The sequence below is a fragment of the Paenalkalicoccus suaedae genome, assembly GCF_006965545.2.
In the GTDB taxonomy this organism is placed as follows: domain Bacteria; phylum Bacillota; class Bacilli; order Bacillales; family Salisediminibacteriaceae; genus Paenalkalicoccus; species Paenalkalicoccus suaedae.
Window position 1 is genome coordinate 37,995 of record NZ_CP041370.1, and the last position, 18,535, is coordinate 56,529.

The 18,535-nt window shown below is 39.0% G+C and carries 25 protein-coding genes; 6 read left to right on the forward strand and 19 right to left on the reverse strand.

Going from position 1 to position 18,535, the window contains the following annotated elements; all coding sequences use genetic code 11:
• Window positions 1-220: 220 nt before the first annotated feature.
• From FLK61_RS00250 to FLK61_RS00280, 7 genes are all read right to left on the reverse strand, one after another.
• Entirely contained in the window at window positions 221-1,033 is an 813-nt protein-coding gene (locus FLK61_RS00250; protein WP_013603241.1) for an ATP-dependent DNA ligase, read from the reverse strand.
• Window positions 1,034-2,056: 1,023 nt separating this feature from the next.
• Window positions 2,057-2,524 carry a hypothetical protein gene (locus tag FLK61_RS00255; RefSeq protein WP_013603243.1) on the reverse strand — a complete coding sequence of 156 codons (468 nt, stop codon included), beginning with the start codon at window positions 2,522-2,524 and terminating at the stop codon, window positions 2,057-2,059.
• Complete coding sequence (locus FLK61_RS00260) at window positions 2,521-3,318, reverse strand: hypothetical protein (RefSeq protein WP_013603244.1); 798 nt, start codon at window positions 3,316-3,318, stop codon at window positions 2,521-2,523. Before FLK61_RS00260 ends, FLK61_RS00255 begins: the two co-directional genes overlap by 4 nt.
• A gap of 4 nt (window positions 3,319-3,322) precedes the next feature.
• Complete coding sequence (locus FLK61_RS00265) at window positions 3,323-3,850, reverse strand: thermonuclease family protein (RefSeq protein ID WP_013603245.1); 528 nt, start codon at window positions 3,848-3,850, stop codon at window positions 3,323-3,325.
• On the reverse strand, window positions 3,844-4,137 hold the full coding sequence (locus tag FLK61_RS00270; RefSeq protein ID WP_013603246.1) for a hypothetical protein: 294 nt from the start codon (window positions 4,135-4,137) through the stop codon (window positions 3,844-3,846). The genes FLK61_RS00265 and FLK61_RS00270 overlap by 7 nt, the downstream gene beginning before the upstream one ends.
• Before the next feature lie 559 nt (window positions 4,138-4,696).
• Window positions 4,697-4,954 (reverse strand): hypothetical protein, encoded by a 258-nt coding sequence (locus FLK61_RS00275; protein WP_013603248.1) that lies wholly within the window; start codon window positions 4,952-4,954, stop codon window positions 4,697-4,699.
• Between the two features lie 99 nt (window positions 4,955-5,053).
• Window positions 5,054-5,896, reverse strand: coding sequence for an ArdC family protein (locus tag FLK61_RS00280; RefSeq protein WP_013603249.1), 843 nt, complete (start codon window positions 5,894-5,896; stop codon window positions 5,054-5,056).
• Window positions 5,897-6,831: 935 nt separating this feature from the next.
• Here FLK61_RS00280 and FLK61_RS00285 point away from each other — a divergent pair.
• Window positions 6,832-6,981, forward strand: a complete 150-nt coding sequence (locus FLK61_RS00285) for a hypothetical protein (RefSeq protein ID WP_013603251.1) — start codon at window positions 6,832-6,834, stop codon at window positions 6,979-6,981.
• A gap of 294 nt (window positions 6,982-7,275) precedes the next feature.
• On the opposite strand, the gene FLK61_RS00290 is transcribed toward FLK61_RS00285, so the two are convergent.
• From FLK61_RS00290 to FLK61_RS00325, 9 genes are all read right to left on the reverse strand, one after another.
• A complete protein-coding gene (locus FLK61_RS00290; protein WP_013603253.1) occupies window positions 7,276-7,470 on the reverse strand; it encodes a hypothetical protein in 195 nt (64 codons plus the stop codon).
• A 46-nt stretch (window positions 7,471-7,516) separates the two neighbouring features.
• Entirely contained in the window at window positions 7,517-7,648 is a 132-nt protein-coding gene (locus FLK61_RS20140; RefSeq protein WP_013603254.1) for a hypothetical protein, read from the reverse strand.
• A gap of 85 nt (window positions 7,649-7,733) precedes the next feature.
• Window positions 7,734-8,585 carry a hypothetical protein gene (locus FLK61_RS00295; RefSeq protein WP_013603255.1) on the reverse strand — a complete coding sequence of 284 codons (852 nt, stop codon included), beginning with the start codon at window positions 8,583-8,585 and terminating at the stop codon, window positions 7,734-7,736.
• Window positions 8,585-8,842 carry a hypothetical protein gene (locus FLK61_RS00300; protein WP_013603256.1) on the reverse strand — a complete coding sequence of 86 codons (258 nt, stop codon included), beginning with the start codon at window positions 8,840-8,842 and terminating at the stop codon, window positions 8,585-8,587. The genes FLK61_RS00295 and FLK61_RS00300 overlap by 1 nt, the downstream gene beginning before the upstream one ends.
• 92 nt (window positions 8,843-8,934) lie before the next feature.
• Entirely contained in the window at window positions 8,935-9,123 is a 189-nt protein-coding gene (locus FLK61_RS00305; RefSeq protein WP_033881410.1) for a hypothetical protein, read from the reverse strand.
• Window positions 9,124-10,189: 1,066 nt separating this feature from the next.
• Window positions 10,190-10,441 (reverse strand): hypothetical protein, encoded by a 252-nt coding sequence (locus FLK61_RS00310; protein ID WP_013603263.1) that lies wholly within the window; start codon window positions 10,439-10,441, stop codon window positions 10,190-10,192.
• Between the two features lies 1 nt (window position 10,442).
• Entirely contained in the window at window positions 10,443-10,943 is a 501-nt protein-coding gene (locus FLK61_RS00315; RefSeq protein WP_013603264.1) for a hypothetical protein, read from the reverse strand.
• Window positions 10,944-11,017: 74 nt separating this feature from the next.
• Entirely contained in the window at window positions 11,018-11,260 is a 243-nt protein-coding gene (locus tag FLK61_RS00320) for a hypothetical protein (protein WP_013603265.1), read from the reverse strand.
• A complete protein-coding gene (locus tag FLK61_RS00325) occupies window positions 11,238-11,726 on the reverse strand; it encodes a hypothetical protein (RefSeq protein WP_013603266.1) in 489 nt (162 codons plus the stop codon). Before FLK61_RS00325 ends, FLK61_RS00320 begins: the two co-directional genes overlap by 23 nt.
• Window positions 11,727-12,212: 486 nt before the next feature.
• Between FLK61_RS00325 and FLK61_RS00330 the strand changes: the two genes are divergently transcribed.
• A complete protein-coding gene (locus FLK61_RS00330) occupies window positions 12,213-12,515 on the forward strand; it encodes a hypothetical protein (protein WP_013603268.1) in 303 nt (100 codons plus the stop codon).
• Between the two features lie 290 nt (window positions 12,516-12,805).
• Here the strand turns inward: FLK61_RS00330 and FLK61_RS00335 are convergent, their stop codons facing one another.
• The 3 genes from FLK61_RS00335 to FLK61_RS00345 are packed head-to-tail and all read right to left on the reverse strand — an operon-like array spanning window position 12,806 to window position 13,829.
• Complete coding sequence (locus FLK61_RS00335; RefSeq protein WP_013603270.1) at window positions 12,806-13,063, reverse strand: hypothetical protein; 258 nt, start codon at window positions 13,061-13,063, stop codon at window positions 12,806-12,808.
• A 26-nt stretch (window positions 13,064-13,089) separates the two neighbouring features.
• Window positions 13,090-13,380, reverse strand: a complete 291-nt coding sequence (locus tag FLK61_RS00340; RefSeq protein WP_013603271.1) for a hypothetical protein — start codon at window positions 13,378-13,380, stop codon at window positions 13,090-13,092.
• A complete protein-coding gene (locus FLK61_RS00345) occupies window positions 13,377-13,829 on the reverse strand; it encodes a hypothetical protein (RefSeq protein ID WP_061113858.1) in 453 nt (150 codons plus the stop codon). The genes FLK61_RS00340 and FLK61_RS00345 overlap by 4 nt, the downstream gene beginning before the upstream one ends.
• A 1,261-nt stretch (window positions 13,830-15,090) precedes the next feature.
• Between FLK61_RS00345 and FLK61_RS00350 the strand changes: the two genes are divergently transcribed.
• The 4 genes from FLK61_RS00350 (at window position 15,091) to FLK61_RS00365 (ending at window position 18,533) form a co-directional block, all read left to right on the forward strand.
• Window positions 15,091-15,732 carry a hypothetical protein gene (locus tag FLK61_RS00350; RefSeq protein ID WP_013603278.1) on the forward strand — a complete coding sequence of 214 codons (642 nt, stop codon included), beginning with the start codon at window positions 15,091-15,093 and terminating at the stop codon, window positions 15,730-15,732.
• A gap of 113 nt (window positions 15,733-15,845) precedes the next feature.
• On the forward strand, window positions 15,846-16,199 hold the full coding sequence (locus FLK61_RS00355) for a YolD-like family protein (RefSeq protein WP_013603279.1): 354 nt from the start codon (window positions 15,846-15,848) through the stop codon (window positions 16,197-16,199).
• Entirely contained in the window at window positions 16,192-17,457 is a 1,266-nt protein-coding gene (locus FLK61_RS00360) for a Y-family DNA polymerase (RefSeq protein WP_033881015.1), read from the forward strand. Before FLK61_RS00355 ends, FLK61_RS00360 begins: the two co-directional genes overlap by 8 nt.
• A gap of 740 nt (window positions 17,458-18,197) precedes the next feature.
• A complete protein-coding gene (locus FLK61_RS00365) occupies window positions 18,198-18,533 on the forward strand; it encodes a YolC/YozM family protein (RefSeq protein ID WP_013603282.1) in 336 nt (111 codons plus the stop codon).
• The last annotated feature ends 2 nt before the right edge of the window (window positions 18,534-18,535 follow it).

Genomic DNA, 18,535 nt, shown 5'->3' on the forward strand with positions numbered 1-18,535 from the left:
GTGAGGCCCGCGACATCCCCAATCTTATACGTTAGCGACATTGAAAATTTCCGAAGAGGGAGGTTGAAACGTTGATAAAGAAAGGTTTTCGTGATTGTAACAGTGTAACAGGTTTACTCGTTAACAAATTTACTGTGTAACAGTGTTAGTGGGCTATTTTATTTTTTTTGCTGTGGATTTTTTAAAAAAAGAGTGGGGGAGTAGTTATGTAATGGAGAGGTTACTCTCTCCAAGAAACGAATGAAGGTAAACGAAGTTTCCCGTGTTTGGTCATAAAACGATGTTTAACTTTGCACGAGACAGGTTCAACAAAAACAAAATCTTCAGTTTCAGACTTTAATTTTTTCATTGAATGAAACTTATGTCGCTCTGACTTTGGCATAAATTCCATCATGCCAGCGGGCGTGCCATCTTGGTAAGACAGCAGAAATTTTATATCTTTACGTGTGTAGCCGATTATCAGCACTTCAGTAAAGTCATAATTAATGACTTTAATCCAGTTCTTAGACCGTTTTCCGATTTCATATACTGAGTTTGCTTTTTTTAGGACGATGCCCTCTAATCCTTTTTCTTTAACCATATTGAAATAGGAGACACCATTTCCTTTTATCCCTTCAAGTACAAAAGCATTCGGATGGTTTATTTCAAGACCTTTAAGCACTTCTTTACGTTGCGTTAGTGGGTTTGATGCGATGGATTGGCCGTTTGAATAAATGACATCGAAAATGCAATATACGATCTTATGTGGGGACTTATTGGACATAAACCGTTCCATAACAGCCTCAAAGTCAGGAGATCCATCGGCACCGGTTACGATTATTTCGCCATCTAACACCGTACCGTCAGGAACATCTAAATTCAATAACTCAGGAAACTTGCTGCTAACTTCATTGTTGTGACGTGTATAAAGCTTTATATGATTATTGAATTTTGATAGTACAATCCGTATACCATCAAATTTAAGCTCACTGATATAAGAATCATCATCGAATGGTTCTTTTGTGGATTCAAGCAGCATAGGGGATATAAACAAAAAATCACCTCCCTTATGAAATAATAAAGGAAGGACGATGGCCTATAAAGTCATTTGAACCTGGTATATAATGCAAACTGTTTGAAACAAGAATCACCGGAAGCTCGAAGAAAATTGGAAACAGACAATTTTTCTTTTCAGAATTTTTTACATATGCTATAGTTGCTCTAAAGTTAAACATTAAAGCAAAATAAATGGTTCCTATATACTTTGGCAGTATCTGAGGCTAATTATATGATAAGGAACAAGCCCAAATTAGGGGGGAGTGACCAATAGTCACTCTCCCCTTTTAGTTACTAAATATATTTTGTTTCTTTAAGACATTTAAAACAAGAATTGATGTTTTGTTATAACATCAAACTGATAAAAATAATGAAGAGACATCAAGTAAAAGCATAGGCGGAACGTCAGTTTGTTAGGATTTCATTAAAAAGCATCATCGGAATTGTAACAAAAAAAAGTGGGGATAATGTTGGTTACTACGGAAATTTGAAAGGAGGTGATTGTAATGGTTGAAGGGCTGATTGTTCTAGCGTTTTTTTCGCTTTGGTTGATCTTGTTAAAAAAATAGACCTCCCGCAAGCCGAAAAATCTAGAGGGAAGTCTACCAAAATTTAAGTTTCCACTGTCCAGGGTATTGGTAGTACCCTGACAGGGAAATCCCTGACATTATTATTTCCAATATGTAAGAATTTATGCTCGATCAAATAAGGAGGTGATTGTAATGGTTGAAGGGCTGATTGTTCTAGCGTTTTTTTCGCTTTGGTTGATCTTGTTAAAAAAATAGACCTCCCGCAAGCCGAAAAATCTAAAGGGAAGTCTACAAAAATTTAAGTTTTCCACTGTCCAAGGTGTTGGTAGCACTTTGGGCTACTTATCATGTTATCAAATAGAGGTATTAATGTCATCTAACAAAAATAACCCCGGATGGTCATGTCCGGGGCCGGTAGAAATCAATCCTCAAGCACAAAGATTGATTATATGTAATGATACACATCGTGGTGAGATATGTAAACCAGGATGTTACTTGGAGTATATCTTCATTTTTTCATTGGTCTTTTTGCCGTTCTTAATCTTATCCAGGTACTTTTTAAGAAAAGAATCATATAGACTATCCGGAATATATCCAAGTCTTTGCAGCAAGAGATTTTCAACGATATTCATTTTCTTTGTGAGGAATTGATAATCATTCCTGGATTCCTGTGAATCAGTGTTACCGGTCGCCGCCTTCTTATAAAGTTCATTATACTTTTGGCTGCGTTTTTGTCTGATAAGCTTTAACAAGCAAAGCAACTCATATGTGTGAAAAGTCATTAATTCAGGTGTAGTCTTGTAAAGGTCCTCTTCATCGGCAGTTTCACGGAAGGGAACTGTTTTGCGGCTGCCATCTTCTTCGGCGTCTTTTATCTTGATCATGCAGAATTCACATTCATAATAGTTAGATTCGTTTTCTTTTGCTACGGGGCTACCGCAGTATGGGCAAGTTTTCATTTCATTGATCTCCCGTCAGTTAGATTTTTAATGTTCTCATTAAGTGAATTCATTAATGAGTGATGTTTTTCGAGGAATTCTTTCATTTCTTTAGTCTTTTTATCTTTAAATGACTCATTGGCGGATAAAGCAAATGAATAGTATCCTTTAAGCAATTCATTTACTTTATCAATTTCAGCTTTTAAGTCCACAACATCAGGAATCTTGCAAAAGTTTTCTAAGGTGGCTAGTGCATAACAAATAGATTCCGAAAACTCTAAGATTATATCTTTGTTCTGTTTTTTTAATAACTCAATAGGGGCCCACACTTTAGCCTTGATTTCTCTATTTAACAGAGAGCATTTTTCAGAACTTATACTTTCCTTTTTTACTCTAGGTCTGAAGTAGTTGTATTCAACGTATTTCAGCAATCCTAAAAATTTTTTGTATCTAGTTATTTCAATACTATCACGAGGATGTCCCAAAACTTTAAAGTAAGATGGCGCCTTTTTGCTATCGGTAAATGAAAAAGATCTACGATACAGTTCCAGTTCATCTTCTGGATCTTCTTTATCTGTGGTATAGGCAAAACATACAAGTCTAAAGTCAATTTCTTGATAAATATCTGTGCCATACGCTCTTACATAATATTCATTCACCTTTGCGTTGCGGAATTCTGCCCCTTTTCTAAAAAACTCGTAAACAACACCTTTTTTAAAGCCATACAAACGCTCATAAATATCGTTAAGACAAACCACTGTATACAGATATTCAATAGGAAGTTCTTTTTCTAAAGGAAGTATAGTTTTACACATTGTTTTATTCACCTTTCTTATTATTCCATAATCCCAATTTCTTTTTCTTTGCTTCTTTTTCAGCTTGTTTGTATTCATCTTCATATTTAATATTTGGTGGAAAAACAGCTAAACGAGCATAGCCCTTCTCTAAGAGAATTTTGTTAAATGAGGTCCCGTCCTTTAAAAATACGTATGCCAATAGTCTATCGTATTTATCACGCTTTTCTTTGTCGTATTCCAGATAAACACTTTGATTCTCTAACGTCTTTTTTGAAAAGGCTGAAGCTTCTTTTCCATAAGGCTGCACTGCTTTTGTTGGATGGACTGTTTCCGGAGTATCGACCAATATTAAACGGATTCTTTCCTCAGTACCATTAACATCGGCAATAAATGTGTCTCCATCTATAACGCGTCTAACAGTTACCTCAATTTTATCAGATAGATCAACGGTCTTTTCAGTTGTTCCAGAATGGCTGCTGCTAACGCCCTGGCATCCACTAAGTAGGATGACCAGGACGGCCAAAGCTTGCATTAACTTTCGAGTTAGCATGTTCTTTCTCCTTTGAGCGTTTTTTTGGCTGAGAGGAATATGGCTGTAATTTTAATTACAGCTAAAATTCCTGATGTGCCTGCCGGCAGGTATTGAATAACCAGGTTGTGCTGCGGAAATGTACCCGATTCTGTGAAGACAATTTGATTGTCAGTTTTATTGAATGCCATAGTATTATAGTCTAAATCTTCAGCAATAAAATCCGTTTCTGGTAGAGTGATAGTACGGTTCAAGTGAGGCGTTAGATGATCGGACACATCCAAATGCCATGACATAGCTTTCTTCATGATTCATTCTCCTTTTTTTAAGACTTTTTTGGTTTTGCTTGGGGAGCCAATCAGCATTCACAGTCGAAAGGACACAAGGGGTTACGAGCCGTTGAGGGGTGTTCTGTAGCCCTTTACGGATCGTTAAGACCAATTTATTTGTGGCAGCTGCGGGCAGCTGTCCGTTTACAAAAAAATTGGCGGCCCTTGTGTGCTTTTATGAAACACGGATAGTAACGCGGCGGGCGTGCCCGGCGTGTTGCTTGCCGATGTTGAATGTGAAATGCTAAAGCCCCCGGACAGCTTCAGCTGGCCAAGTATGGGGGCGTTTGGCTGAGCAAAAACAAAAAAGGCGTCTAAAAAAAGGATTTAATCATGCCGGCGGCTGCCGGCATTCTTTTTGCGGAAATGCGACCGGGGCTTTCTGGGAGCCTTTCTGCTTCTTTTGGGTTTAAGAGGCTGCTTTAGCAGCCTCCAAGCAGGCTCGATGCCTGCGTTTTAATCAAGGAAAACTTTAGTTTTCCGACCTTGCGTAACCGGCAAAAGCCGGTTGCGATTTTAGCCGCAACAAATTTTGCGCCTAATTTGAACTCACGAGTTTTAAGTCTTTTTCGTGAACTATTGGACCATCTTCCACGTCCCAGAAAGATAAACTTTCATCCTCACGTAAAAGAGCTTCCGTATCTTTATAGTAAAAATCAACTGCTACGTGTGACATCTCCTCATCTTCTTTGTCATGCCAAATAACTTTCCCTATTGTACCTTTTGGGAAGTGCCCCCATGGTGAATCGTGATCAACTAAAAGCTGTACTTTTGCACCTTTTCGAAATGTTTTCATGTTTTTTCCTCCTTTGATTTTTGCTGTCCATAAGTAAATGCGGGGGGACCAGCCCCGCGAGTTTTTCCTTGTGCTTGTGTTTTTGATTCCTACCTGTATTTAACTTGCCGTACTTATTTGATCTTCTTCTGTATTTTCTAAAATATAGTCAACAGCTTTTTGGGCTTGTGCAGATGCATGGAATATCAGGCGGTTATCGTCTTTTAATGCAGAAAGCCAGGATTTGATATAGCTTGCACTATTCTCAATGGTATTGTTTTCTATCCCGGCAATGCCGCACAGCATAGCTGCACCCATTTCTGCCACTAGCTCTTCTTTAGAATATTTCTCGTCACCAAATGTACCAAAGGTTCTTGCTAGGCGACTTTTATGGCCTGTACTGTGTATCATTTCATGGAAAAGAGTCGAGTAGTATTCTTCTGGCACTTTAAAATCTTGTATTGGCGGACAATTGATTTTATCGAGTGTTGGAAAGTATGCAGCTTCTCCAGGTTCAAAGGTGTAGGTTGGACCATTGGGATAGTTATTGATAATTTCTTCAGCTTTTTCAATGGGATCGTGATTATACGTTTCTTGTTTTCGTTTACTTTTTAGCCCGGTACATTGTTTATTGATATCCCATACGCGGTAGTAGATAGGCTTTGCAAATTTCTTTTTTTCTTCTGTTTCTTCGTCTTCAAACTCTTTCCATAACCAGAACACAATGATATGTGAGTTTTTAAATTCTTCTTTTTTGATGCGGCCGCCAGCTTCTAAGATTTGTTTTTTAGAAGCGTATTCCCCAGGAGGGACTAAAAAGTTATTGATACCCCGATAAGGCTTTTGTGTTTTCCAGTTAACTGCTGCACAGGAATTTGTCCAGGGCTGATGCCAAGGAACAACACCCTTTTCAAGTTGTGCAATAATTTTCTCCGTGATGATTTCATAAACTGATTTCCCCACAATGTGACTCTCCTTTTTTTAAGACTTTTTTGTTTTTGCGGAGGCCGAATTGCATTCACAGCCAAAAAGCACACAAGGGGTTACGAGCCGTTAAGGGGTGTTCTGCATCCCTTTACGGATCGTTAAGACCAATTTATTTGTGACAGCTGCGGGCAGCTGTCCGTTTACAAAAAAATTGGCGGCCCTTGTGTGCTTTTATGAAACACGGATAGTAACGCGGCGGGCGTGCCCGGCGTGTTGCTTGCCGATGTTGAATGTGAAATGCTAAAGCCCCCGGACAGCTTTAGCTGGCCAAGGTGGGGGCGTTTGGCTGGACAAAAACAAAAAAGGCGTCTAAAAAAAGGGTTTAATCATGCCGGCGGCTGCCGGCATACGTTTTGCGGAAATGCGACCGGTGCTTTACGGGAGCCTTTCTGCTTCTTTTGATCTTCCGTCCTCGTTCACTCGTGAAGAAATGGCCAGGAACAATGCAGCTGTTGCTTCAGGATCCGCCGCAGGCAATCCGGAAGCTTACAGATGTATGTTATCGGGCATTTTAGAGGGAAGCGAGATGCCGCGGAATGTTGGCCGGCGTTTTTGGCCGGCTTACAGTCCGGGAGCAGACCCGCAGGGGGACCCAAGGGAAATTTTTAACCATTTTTAGAAGTAGATACGCAACTTATAGTAACTGATGATGTCCATTTTGAAAGAATAATACGCAGTTAGAATTAGAAGAGGTTTTCACCATAAATTTGTGCCATTTTAAAAATCGCTTCGCAGTTAATAATGAGGGTAGAAATTTTCCCTTAAATGTGCGGTATAAAAAAAGTGCGAGTATTATCTAGTGAACATGTAAGAGAGGGGTTTGAAATTTAATGTCCCAAAATAATAGCTTAATGCAAGTTATGAAGTGTAAAAGAAAAATAAGACTAATCGAAGGAAGGAGGTTAAACGGAATGGAAAAAATCAGTAAGGGAGAAAGGAGAAATAATATGAATAAAGAGGAACTGCTGTGGATGTTAAGGCTTGTCTTAATTACAAATTCATTTACGGCCACAATATTGTTTGGTATGTTTAAAGTTATTTTGATTGCTACAGGTAATTAAAAAGATCAGCTTAAAAACTGATCTAAAAGGGTGACTGAAGATGTTCCAGCATCAGCAGTCATCATGATATAAAGTTGTTGTAATTATAGCAGAGAAGATATAAAGAAGAAGCTTACAAGGTTTTGATTGGTGGTTTGCGCAGCAAAACCACCAGAGAAGGTTTTAATGTTTTTAGAGGTTGCTTTAGCAACCTCCAAGCAGGCTCGATGCCTGCGTTTTAATCAAGGAAAACTTTAGTTTTCCGACCTTGCGTAACGAGCTTACCGCGCTATGTAGCGCGGTAACTTCTTTTTGTTATTTGAGCAGTTCTTGTTGCGTAATTAACCAATTTTCAATTTTTTCAACTACTTCACAAAAATCTTGATCGAATGGAAAACCCTCATTAAGTTTGTTAAACGTAACATCATCAGATTCATCCCATAAATCAGAAATCTCCCGTGCGGAAGTTTTGAATAGTGTTAAGGCGTTTAATAATTTGTTTTTTGTCATTGCAAAAACTCCTTGCTGAACCGTTCAATAAAGTATGACGGTAGTATTATAATTTTTTCACTTCAACGTATAATGAACCTTCCGTGATTAACGATTTAAAGCTTTCGATAGCTTCTTCGGCTGCTTCTTCTTCTGAATTGGCATCTACTTCAATTTCGCAAACTACTAGGTACTCCATATTGTTCCCCTCCGAATTTATATAGAGGGACAGGTAGACGAATCCTGTCCGATTTGTGCTTGTGTTTTTAATCTCTACCGAGTTTCTATTCAAATATAGCCTTTGCGGCCCTATATGCATTCATTGTTAATTTTCTTTGCCAGGCTTGTGAGTGTGGTGACCATCTAAATGTGTTTTTCTTTAATTTATCTTTTAATTGATCGTCGGGCCGTTGATCATCAGGAAAGATAATTTTTAATCTGTCGCTTTCTTCATCAGCGACTACGCGACACTGTTCATAAGTCAAAGTGGGATAGTGCGGCTTTTTTTCTTCAGCTTGAAAGAGTTTATAGATGCTGTGACGTTTTGTGAAAACTTTTGTCATGCCTTCTGCTTCAAATATCTTGTATAACTCTTCCTTGTTGTGTCCTTCTTTGAATAGTCTTTTTAATTTGGTGACGAGACTGTTTTTGAATAACGTAATATCATATCCAGGCATTTTACCTTCTTTTATTAGGCGGATTCTTATACAATCTTTTCTGAATTCAGAATATGCCTTTACTGCTTTTTCTTCGGGCTTCTCTAAGGAGCCAAGATGTTTCTTTGTGTTTTGAATAAACCGTGTCATCTTTTCAGTTGTTTCTCGATCATAATTGTCTTTTCGAGTTAATTCCTTTTGCTTTCTTTCAAATGGATAGTTTGCCCGTCCGGTAATCAAGGGACTTGGTGTTTTGATCATGGTAAGTGATTTCTCCATTCGCTGAGTTAAAAATTTTTCAAACTCCATCAACCTATTTAGAAAATAATCTCTTTGATCTTCATTTTGAACTAGAGGTGCTAGATCGTTTTTAAATTTGTTTGCATAATACTGAATTTGGTGATCGGGATTGTATTTGTACATGTGCAACTCGTTATATCTCTTTGTGATTTCAGGTTTTACGTACGTTTTTACTGCCATTACATAGACACTCCTTTTTTGTTTTCATATTCAATCATTTTTAATGCTCGCCAAAACTTAACATCAGGAATTCGTAAATCTTGCCGTATGTCAGACAACAGTTGCAATTTGTCTAGAACTACTTTGCATTTTTCTTGGTAGAGTTGAACTTCAAATGGACAGTTAGCAAGTTCTTTTTCTTCCTCTGTTAATTTAAGGTCTAGTTCTAAATCTGTAATGTATCTGGCTAATACCAGCGCTATTTCTTGTTTAGTCACTCATTTTCGCCCCTTGATTAAAAATTGAGTGGAAGGGGAGACCAACCCCCAACCGATAACCCTTGTACGTGTGTTCTTGATTTCTACCGTTTTTATTCTGTAACTTCAAAAAAACGTTTAAGTGGAGGCAAAGCCCACCCATCCTTTTTGGTTTGGGCAATAGCTTTTTTATACATTGCTTCCTCAAAAGCATCACCTAATCGTTTTTGCTCTTTTTGGTAATCACCTTCTAAATAAACATTTAATTGATAATCACCAAAATCGATCTTGACTATGATCATTTTGTCCTCCTTTTTTAAGACTTTTTTGTTTTTGCGGAGGCCGAATTGCATTCACAGCTAAAAAGCACACAAGGGTTATGAGCCGTTAAGGGATGTTCTGCAGCCCTTTACGGATCGTTAAGACCAATTTATTTGTGACAGATGCGTGCAGCTGTCCGTTCACAAAAAAATTGGCGGCCCTTGTGTGCTTTTATGAAACACGGATAGTAACGCGGCGGGCGTGCCCGGCGTGTTGCTTGCCGATGTTGAATGTGAAATGCTAAAGCCCCCGGACAGCTTTAGCTGGCCAAGGTGGGGGCGTTTGGCTGGACAAAAACAAAAAAGGCGTCTAAAAAAAGGGTTTAATCATGCCGGCGGCTGCCGGCATACGTTTTGCGGAAATGCGACCGGTGCTTTACGGGAGCCTTTCTGCTTCTTTTGATCTTCCGTCCTCGTTCACTCGTGAAGAAATGGCCAGGAACAATGCAGCTGTTGCTTCAGGATCCGCCGCAGGCAATCCGGAAGCTTACAGATGTATGTTATCGGGCATTTTAGAGGGAAGCGAGATGCCGCGGAATGTTGGCCGGCGTTTTTGGCCGGCTTACAGTCCGGGAGCAGACCCGCAGGGGGACCCCAATTAATCTTGATAACAACGGATCACAAATGGAAAAAAGGATGTGCTATGCTTTGAAATATAAAGAGGGGGTGGTGTCAAATGGATACAAATGAGGTACTACAGTTGTTAATTGCTACGAATGGAACTACAGCAACAGTTTTAGTTGGGATGTTCACATTAATTTTAACGGCACTTAAAAAGTAAGATCAGTGTATTAAAACACACTGATCAGCAGAATGATTTTGTAACTGAGATGTGGCTGCATCTTCAGTTACGCTCATTATAGCAAATTGATTTTGGTTTTCCCCCTGTTTTTGCGCTAGCAAAATCAGGGGGGAGGTTTTAAAGGTTGCTTTAGCAACCTTCAAGCAGGCTCGATGCCTGCTTTTAATCAAGGAAAACTTTAGTTTTCCTACCATGCGAACCAGCATGATTTTCATGCTGGTTTGTTTGCCGTAATATCTATTAACATTAACAGCAAAATTCAGATGTAACATTATCGGTGTAAAGCACTTCATTTTCTCCGGCTTCTTCTGGAAAATACGTTTCCCCATCAAACTCGTATCTTTTCTCTGAAAGGACGACTGTCATAATAGATGAAAAGCAGTCCGGGTCAGCGTGGATTTTATGCATTTCCTCGTTAGTTAGTTTAAATGATATTCCTGCCCGTCCCCAAATTGTTATAAAGCCAGGTTCTTGGGAGGACTTTTTAGATGATTCCATGTTATCTCACTCCTTTGGAATGGGGTGGGTTTCCTGCACCGCAGATTAATACGTTAGATGTCGCAATTGCATCCTGTAGCCAGCCGGCAGTGTCATCCATGATGTACTCACTTTGAAATTCAGACAGTGAGTCATAGCCGTGCTGTTTCGCTTTACTTTCTGCCCAATCGCTGGGAACTGTAAACCAGGCACAACCTAAGTGATCATTTATGCCGTTCTCATTTGGTATTAATTCACCAACGTAAGTGTAGATTGTGGTGACTTTCGCCTTTTCATAGTTTGAAAGCTCCGCATAAGGCGGGAGCGATTTGTCTTTTTTGGCTTGTTTCCACATATATAATAGATCGATTGCCGATATCTCTGAAAGCTTTATATAGTTCGCTTGTGTGTTTTCGTCTACATAACCTAAGTCGTGAAGATCAAAGCAAGAATCAAGAGCTTCACAAAGTTCTTCAAAGGTTTTGTAGCGAGTGAGAATTTCATAGATAGTTAAAGATTTCATTGCTGTTATCGTCTCCTTTGGAGATTGAGGGCAGGGGGACCAATCCCTGCCAACCAATCTGTATGCTTGTGTTTTTAATTTCTACCGTTTTTCACATTTACTCGTTCATAATCGAAATCGTTGCTGTTTGGAACTAATTTTTCGCCTAAATGCTCGCATTCTATAACCTTCCACTTTAGCGGAGAAACCAGTCTTTGTAGGTATCCCATAGCGTTTGCTTCGGTGTCAGGAACAGGCATAGGAATGACTATTGCCGGATCGCCTTGTTGTTTTTCAAGAGTTGCTTGATATATGTCAAAATGCACTTGGTTTATCATTTTGATAACACCCCTGTATTTGAGATTTCAAACTGTTTTCTATGGCAGTAAGACACGTTTGGAAAGTAAACTCATTCTCTATATCTTTATAGGTGAAAACATAGCCTATACGGAAAAAATGATACTTACCGTTGCGTTTAAAAATAGATTCTACGAAACAATCAAATTCATTTATCCCTTGTTCGTCAGAATCGCAATACATAGCAGGCTCATATGATATGAACTCATTCTCTGAAAAGAATTGATTATGATCCATGAAATTCAAAATTACTGTATCTATGAAGTCGCAGAAAGTGCCGCAAATAGCTTCCAAACTTTCTTCTGAATGACTTTGTAACAAGGCTTTATCGAAAGGTATAGCTTCAGGTATGCCTGTTAATGCTTGGTACTCTTCTTTGGCTATTTCAAGAAACTCATTGAGTGACATAGAACCAACTAGATTCACGTCTGCTGTATTGACATTCATTTGACCCTCTCCTTTTGAGTTTTTAGGAAAATTTACTGCAACAAACTACACCAAGAAACGCTATGGCAATTAGTAAAACCAAGATGGAATACCTTTTGCCTTCACCTTTTGTTCTGATAGTGATAACTGATAAAAAGCCAAATAATGAAAGTGCTATTATCACTAAAATGATCTCTTGCATGTGAATTCTCCTTTTTTTAAGACTTTTTTGTTTTTGCGGAGGCCGAATTGCATTCACAGCCAAAAAGCACACAAGGGGTTACGATCCGTTAAGGGGTGTTCTGTGGCCCTTTACGGATCGTTAAGACCAATTTATTTGTGACAGCTGCGGGCAGCTGTCCGTTTACAAAAAAATTGGCGGCCCTTGTGTGCTTTTATGAAACACGGATAGTAACGCGGCGGGCGTGCCCGGCGTGTTGCTTGCCGATGTTGAATGTGAAATGCTAAAGCCCCCGGGCAGCTTTAGCTGGCCAAGAATGGGGGCGTTTGGCTGGACAAAAACAAAAAAGGCGTCTAAAAAAAGATTTAATCATGCCGGCAGCTGCCGGCATTCTTTTTGCGGAAATGCGACCGGGGCTTTACGGGAGCCTTTCTGCTTTTTTTGATCTTCCGTCCTCGTTCACTCGTGAAGAAATGACCAGGAACAATGCAGCTGTTGCTTCAGGATCCGCCGCAGGCAATCCGGAAGCTTACAGATGCATGTTATCGGGCATTTTAGAGGGAAGCGAGATGCCGCGGAATGTTGGCCGGCGTTTTTGGCCGGCTTACAGTCCGGGAGCAGACCCGTAGGGGGACCCCAAAGTAAGGATTCCTGAAAAATCCTAAAGAAATCTAATGTAATCGATATGAGATATAGCTCTTTCAGCTGGACTCTGAAGGGTTAGGGGTGTTGAAAGGGGTTTGTAAGGCTTTGTGTTAACAAAGCCTTACAAGAGGTTTTTGTGGTTTTAGAGGCTGCTTTAGCAGCCTCCAAGCAGGCTCGATGCCTGCTTTTGATCAAGGAAAACTTTAGTTTTCCGTCCATTCGTCCGCCAAAGGCGGCGAAAAAACCAGGCTATTTGAAGCCTGATTTTACAATGTTATTTTGACCATATTTGTCTGTTTCGGCTGTAAGGGGCTGTATCGTCAAAATGAAGTGTTTCTTTTAGTCTAAACCCTAATTTTTCAACGTATCTAAGGCGTTTCTTCATCCCAAAAGGATAATCGACTTTGATTTCACTAGCTGCTTCCAGGTGTGCTGGGAGGTCTTTGTAACGACTGCTTATGATTCTTCCGGAATCTGCTGTAATTGGTTTATAGATAGTTACTGAATTATCGAGTCTTACAAGTATCATCATGTATCGCTCCTTTGGAATGGGGATGCTTAAGCTATGAGGTTCCCGAAGATTACTGTTCCGAAAAACAACAGTCCGATTAAAGAAAGTGATATTCGTGGACTGACTGCTATAATTTTGTCATCGAATACGATGATCTCTCCCTGGGATTCAAGTTCAGCAATATGAGTCATGACCTTATTTGAATCGCCATATTTTAATAGTTTGCTGATTGTGGTATACTTTGATTCACGTATTGATTTGAGCAGTGATTCTTTGGTCGGGGTCACATGCTCTTTTTTTATTTTCCGTTGAATTGCTTGTGCTGCATTCATATTCATTCTCCTTCATCCTCCTTCAAAATAGTTAGCCCACTTTCACTTTTATTTTCCGTTGCTATTTCAAAAATGAGTTTAGTTTGGTCGTACGTATATTCACTCGTGAAGGTACTGATATCAGGGATATCAGTGAATCTGCGGTTTAGAACTTCTTCTAACCAGTCCTCGTAAACACAAAATCTTACCTGTGTTTCAGGGTATTCATTGGCGGACGCTTTATAAGTCCAAAAACTGCAGTACGCCTTTGACTGGGTTTTATCTAGCTGTGATTCGATTGATCCAATTAGGTCATCTAATATTGTCCATCCTTCTTCAACGCTTCTTTCTTTTAATGTTTGTTCAAAGCCATTGGTAATGCAGGCTTCAATATTCTTCTCAGTGCCAAGGAATCCTTTGGATTCTAATGCGGATTTCAGGTCTTCTTTATGCCATACAATAGATGTGAAAAACATATGTAACAGCTCCTTTTTTTTTAAGACTTTTTTGTTTTTGCGGAGGCCGAATTGCATTCACAGCCAAAAAGCACACAAGGGGTTACGATCCGTTAAGGGGTGTTCTGCAGCCCTTTACGGATCGTTAAGACCAATTTATTTGTGACAGATGCGTGCAGCTGTCCGTTCACAAAAAAATTGGCGGCCCTTGTGTGCTTTTATGAAACACGGATAGTAACGCGGCGGGCGTGCCCGGCGTGTTGCTTGCCGATGTTGAATGTGAAATGCTAAAGCCCCCGGACAGCTTTAGCTGGCCAAGGTGGGGGCGTTTGGCTGGACAAAAACAAAAAAGGCGTCTAAAAAAAAGATTTAATCATGCCGGCGCCTGCCGGCAATCGTTTTGCGGAAATGCGACCGGAGTTACGGGAGCCTTTCTGCTTCTTTTGAACCTCTGTCCTCGTTCACTCGTTAAGAAATGGCCAGGAACAATGCAGCTGTTGCTTCGGGATCCGCCGCAGGCAATCCGGAAGCTTACAGATGCATGTTATCGGGCATTTTAGAGGGAAGCGAGATGCCGCGGAATGTTGGCCGGCGTTTTGGGCCGGCTTACAGTCCGGGAGCAGACCCGGAGGGGACCCCAAAGTAAGGATTTCTAAAAACTCCTGAAAGAAATGATTAAATGTAATCGATATGAGGTGTAATGTGAAAATCAATCTTTCTGCTGAGCTGTGAAGGTGTTAGGGGCGTTGAAAGTGTTTGTAAGGCTTTGTGTTAACAAAGCCTTACAAGAAGATTTTTGTGGTTTTAAAGGCTGCTTTAGCAGCCTCCAAGCAGGCTCGATGCCTGCTTTTAATCAAGGAAAACATTAGTTTTCCGTCCATCCGAGAACTTCAATGGATTGCTCATAGTCGATGACGCCGGCTGTCCTCGAAGCAATCAGGGTACTTATTCTGTTTTCTTTCTAAAAAGGATTTAACTTTTATTGCTATATAGTCAAATAGTAGATCAAGTGCTTTGTTGATTAACCATTCAATTAATAAGACACTAAGAATATATTTCATATAAAATGTTCCTCCTTACCCGTGATATATATAAATATCAATTTTTCAATACAAAGACTTTTATGGAATTCAAAGAAATATTTCAAAGAAATTTGATAGCAGAATTATCAAAATTTGGGTAAGATTGAATTGTTGAGTTTCATTTAAGTGTGTGAAGAAAAATGCTGAAGATATGCTAAAAATTACCGATAGAAAGTATAGGATTGGAAAGAGAGGTAGGCATGAAGAATATAAAGCATATTAAAAAGATGAGGAACAGTATACTATTCTCAGTTGTATGGCGTTTGTTGTTTTTAGTATTATATCCAGTAATTTTAGGTGCTGGACTGCCATTGATTGGGCTTAATTTACCTTCAGCAACGCTGTTTATATTAAGTTTTATTGGTTGTATGATGGTCTGTTTAACTATAGCTACTCATATAAGTAATCTGGTTAACATAAGAGAAGTTCTAAAACAGTATGCTTCAATTGAGAGAGAACTTGTTGGAACATATTCAATTGATGCAAAGGTTTTGGACGACATGCTTGATAATACAATGAAAAAGTATCATCATCAAAGATCATTCGACCGAGACTATAACTTAGCGGATTTGCATGCTATTGAAGAGTTAGTTCAGGAAGAAAGAAATGGTAAGTATTTTGATAAATACCTGGCTCATGATGACAGTATCAAGGATGAAATTCGAATGGCCGTTGTACCGAAACGGGTAGCTGAGGATCTCTTATATTCAGTTTTCAACTCAAAAACCACATTTGGAATAACCGGAAGAAAATACTATCATAAATGGCATATGGCTCGATTAGATGAACAGCTGCTACCGTTCTTACAAGAAAAACAAGAAAAAATGCATAAAACAAATTAGATTAAAGTACCTGAAGCTTTTCAGGTGCTTTTTTGTTTAGGAAAAACTTTCTTGTACTAAAGGAACGTATGTTCTGTTAATATATAATCAAAAATGTTTGAGGGTGTGATCAAGTGATAAAGGATCGAGGTTTAATGAAATGGGCAACTTCTATGATGTTGCCGGAGCACAACGAAATGTTAAAGCAGCTGAATCTTGAAATGGAAAAAATGAAGCGCCCTGAAAATGATGAACAAAAAATTGAAGCAATGGCCCTTATAATTAATGAAGCAAAACAAGGAAACCAACTTTTAAGTATCTCCTATTTTGAAAATGGCCATATTTCATCGCTTACAGGCTTTGTAAGGTCTTTTAAGTACATTGAGAGGGAAATGTTAATAAAAACGAATGAAGGGCATATTAAGGCTGTTTCAGTTGATGATTTGATCGAGGTGGAGCTGGCTGAAGGAGAAAAGTTTTATGATTGACTATGATAGCCTTCCTAAACGTACTTTTTTGACCGTAGATATGCGTAGCTTTTACGCCAGTGCATCTGCAGTTATGCTGGGCCTCGATCCCATGAAATGTTATCTCGCTGTGGTAGGCGATACTGAACGATCAGGAAGTGTTGTTTTAGCTGCATCACCGGCTTTAAAAAAACGATTTGGTATTAAAACAGGTTCGCGCCTTTATGAAATACCTGATCATCCTCAAATTCACATTGTAAATCCTCAGATGCGGATGTTTATTAAGCTTTCCACCAATATAACTCATTTGTTTTATCAGTTTGCTTCACCTGAAGATATACTCACCTATAGTGTCGACGAGAGTATAATTAGATTTGATTTTTTGAAGAGACTATGGGGAACACCGATGGATCTGGCGAAAAGAATACAAAATGCAATCTACAGAGATTTTGGTGTACCAGCAACAGTAGGAATCGGCCCAAATATGCTAATGTCAAAACTAGCCTTAGACTTAGAAGCCAAGAAAAGCCCTTCAGGAATTGCGGAATGGACATATGAAGACGTTCAAACAAAATTATGGCCAGTTCATCCATTATCGAAAATGTGGGGCATAGGAAGGCGAATGGAGAGGAATCTGAATCGAATGGGAATCGCCACAGTAGGACAGCTTGCAAATTATCCCTTAGAACTATTAGAAAATCGATTTGGCATCATGGGGAATCAGATTTATTATCATGCCCATGGTGTGGATCTTAGCGAGCTGGGAACGCCTATTAGGCAAGAACAAATTTCTTTCGGGAAAAGCCAGATATTGTTGAGGGACTACAATGAAGAAGCTGAAATTAAATCAGTCATATTAGAAATGTGTGAAGAAGTGGCCAGCCGGGCTAGAAAGGCTAAAAAGGCAGGCAGAACCATTCATTTAGGAGTAGGTTATAGTCAAACAGTAGGCGGAGGCGGCTTTCATCGGTCTTTAACAATAGACCAACCAACGAATATCACGATGAAACTTTATAAAGCGTGCATTGCTTTATTTAAGAAATTCTATCAAGGTCAAACGGTAAGGAGCTTATCAGTTACATTAGGGAACGTAGTTGATGATAACCAATTTCAGATGTCTCTTTTTGAAGAAAACAGTGAAAAGGAACGTCAACTTGGCCATGTTATGGATTCTATTAGGGAAAAATACGGATCAGATGCGATTTTAAGAGCTATTTCTTATACAACAGCTGGAACTGCATTAAAACGGGCAAAGCTTGTGGGTGGCCATCAAGCATAAAAGTACATGAAGATAGTGAATGTCACTATTAATATTTCAAATTCATTAAACAAAAAGAGCCTGAAGTAAGTATCAGGCTCTTTTTTAAAAAAACACAAAAAACAAGATTTCTACTTGAAATCTTTTAAAAATTGTGATATAATACTATGTAAGTAGGCGTATGCCTTTTTGGTTCAGCTTTTCTGTTTGATGATACGGGAATATCATCTTCAGTATCTGATGTGTTGATTGTTAGTCAACAACGTTACATTGACTATAATATCTCACAAGTTTACCGTTGTCAACTAGGTTTTTGTAAAAAAGTGTTTTGACAATAGCATACATACTGATTATGCAGATTTGATGGTTTCAAAAAGTGCATATTGCCTGCTTAAAATAAATTTAAGGAGGTAATGCACAGTGTGTAAATTAACGTTGCATTACAGAAGACCACATAAGGTTAGAGGACATTTTAGAAATTGTAAGGGAGGCCGTGTTTGGATTCCTGAACACGAAAGGGGTGGAACTTGGGTGAATGACCATTGCTACCCAGGTTTCTTGCCTGAACTTCCAAGTTAATACTGAAGGTCCTCAGTGGCCTTTCTGATTATTTCCTCGCTGTTTTGGCAGCTTAGTAGCTGCCCCCTTTTTTAAGAGATATCTCTTTAGTTAGCAACATTTAAAACTTCTATAGGATTTCAATTGCTAGACATGATATACTCGTTAGGAAGATATTTACTGGAAACAAGGGAGGCGGGAAAATGAAAAAGAAATTCATTGGATTCTTGGTCTTAGCTTCTTTTTTGTTGATGTTTAATACGGCTTCATATGCAAGTGGAACTGACGAAAACACAGAGAAATCAACTGCTGAATTGTTGGAAAGTGTAATGGATGATTTTGGATTATTCAGTTTTCAAATTGGCCGAACAGATCCGACGATTACAATTGGGATGGATCAAACCAAAAGTGAATCAAAACTTCGTGAATACTTAGATGATAATTTGTCTGAAGAAGCAAAGAAAAAGTATGAAATCTATATATTTAAAGAGGATATTGATAAGTTGAAACAAGAACATCAAAAGAGTTTACAGGAATAAAG

Bases quoted from the DNA above. Each gene is read 5' to 3' on its own strand.
- FLK61_RS00255 (WP_013603243.1), bottom strand. From the start codon at position 2,524: ATGAAAACTTGCCCATACTGCGGTAGCCCCGTAGCAAAAGAAAACGAA.
- FLK61_RS00260 (WP_013603244.1), bottom strand. From the start codon at position 3,318: ATGTGTAAAACTATACTTCCTTTAGAAAAAGAACTTCCTATTGAATAT.
- FLK61_RS00265 (WP_013603245.1), bottom strand. From the start codon at position 3,850: ATGCTAACTCGAAAGTTAATGCAAGCTTTGGCCGTCCTGGTCATCCTA.
- FLK61_RS00270 (WP_013603246.1), bottom strand. From the start codon at position 4,137: ATGAAGAAAGCTATGTCATGGCATTTGGATGTGTCCGATCATCTAACG.
- FLK61_RS00275 (WP_013603248.1), bottom strand. From the start codon at position 4,954: ATGAAAACATTTCGAAAAGGTGCAAAAGTACAGCTTTTAGTTGATCAC.
- FLK61_RS00285 (WP_013603251.1), top strand. From the start codon at position 6,832: ATGGAAAAAATCAGTAAGGGAGAAAGGAGAAATAATATGAATAAAGAG.
- FLK61_RS00290 (WP_013603253.1), bottom strand. From the start codon at position 7,470: ATGACAAAAAACAAATTATTAAACGCCTTAACACTATTCAAAACTTCC.
- FLK61_RS20140 (WP_013603254.1), bottom strand. From the start codon at position 7,648: ATGGAGTACCTAGTAGTTTGCGAAATTGAAGTAGATGCCAATTCAGAA.
- FLK61_RS00295 (WP_013603255.1), bottom strand. From the start codon at position 8,585: ATGGCAGTAAAAACGTACGTAAAACCTGAAATCACAAAGAGATATAAC.
- FLK61_RS00305 (WP_033881410.1), bottom strand. From the start codon at position 9,123: ATGATCATAGTCAAGATCGATTTTGGTGATTATCAATTAAATGTTTAT.
- FLK61_RS00310 (WP_013603263.1), bottom strand. From the start codon at position 10,441: ATGGAATCATCTAAAAAGTCCTCCCAAGAACCTGGCTTTATAACAATT.
- FLK61_RS00315 (WP_013603264.1), bottom strand. From the start codon at position 10,943: ATGAAATCTTTAACTATCTATGAAATTCTCACTCGCTACAAAACCTTT.
- FLK61_RS00320 (WP_013603265.1), bottom strand. From the start codon at position 11,260: ATGATAAACCAAGTGCATTTTGACATATATCAAGCAACTCTTGAAAAA.
- FLK61_RS00325 (WP_013603266.1), bottom strand. From the start codon at position 11,726: ATGAATGTCAATACAGCAGACGTGAATCTAGTTGGTTCTATGTCACTC.
- FLK61_RS00335 (WP_013603270.1), bottom strand. From the start codon at position 13,063: ATGATGATACTTGTAAGACTCGATAATTCAGTAACTATCTATAAACCA.
- FLK61_RS00340 (WP_013603271.1), bottom strand. From the start codon at position 13,380: ATGAATATGAATGCAGCACAAGCAATTCAACGGAAAATAAAAAAAGAG.
- FLK61_RS00345 (WP_061113858.1), bottom strand. From the start codon at position 13,829: ATGTTTTTCACATCTATTGTATGGCATAAAGAAGACCTGAAATCCGCA.
- FLK61_RS00350 (WP_013603278.1), top strand. From the start codon at position 15,091: ATGAAGAATATAAAGCATATTAAAAAGATGAGGAACAGTATACTATTC.
- FLK61_RS00360 (WP_033881015.1), top strand. From the start codon at position 16,192: ATGATTGACTATGATAGCCTTCCTAAACGTACTTTTTTGACCGTAGAT.
- FLK61_RS00365 (WP_013603282.1), top strand. From the start codon at position 18,198: ATGAAAAAGAAATTCATTGGATTCTTGGTCTTAGCTTCTTTTTTGTTG.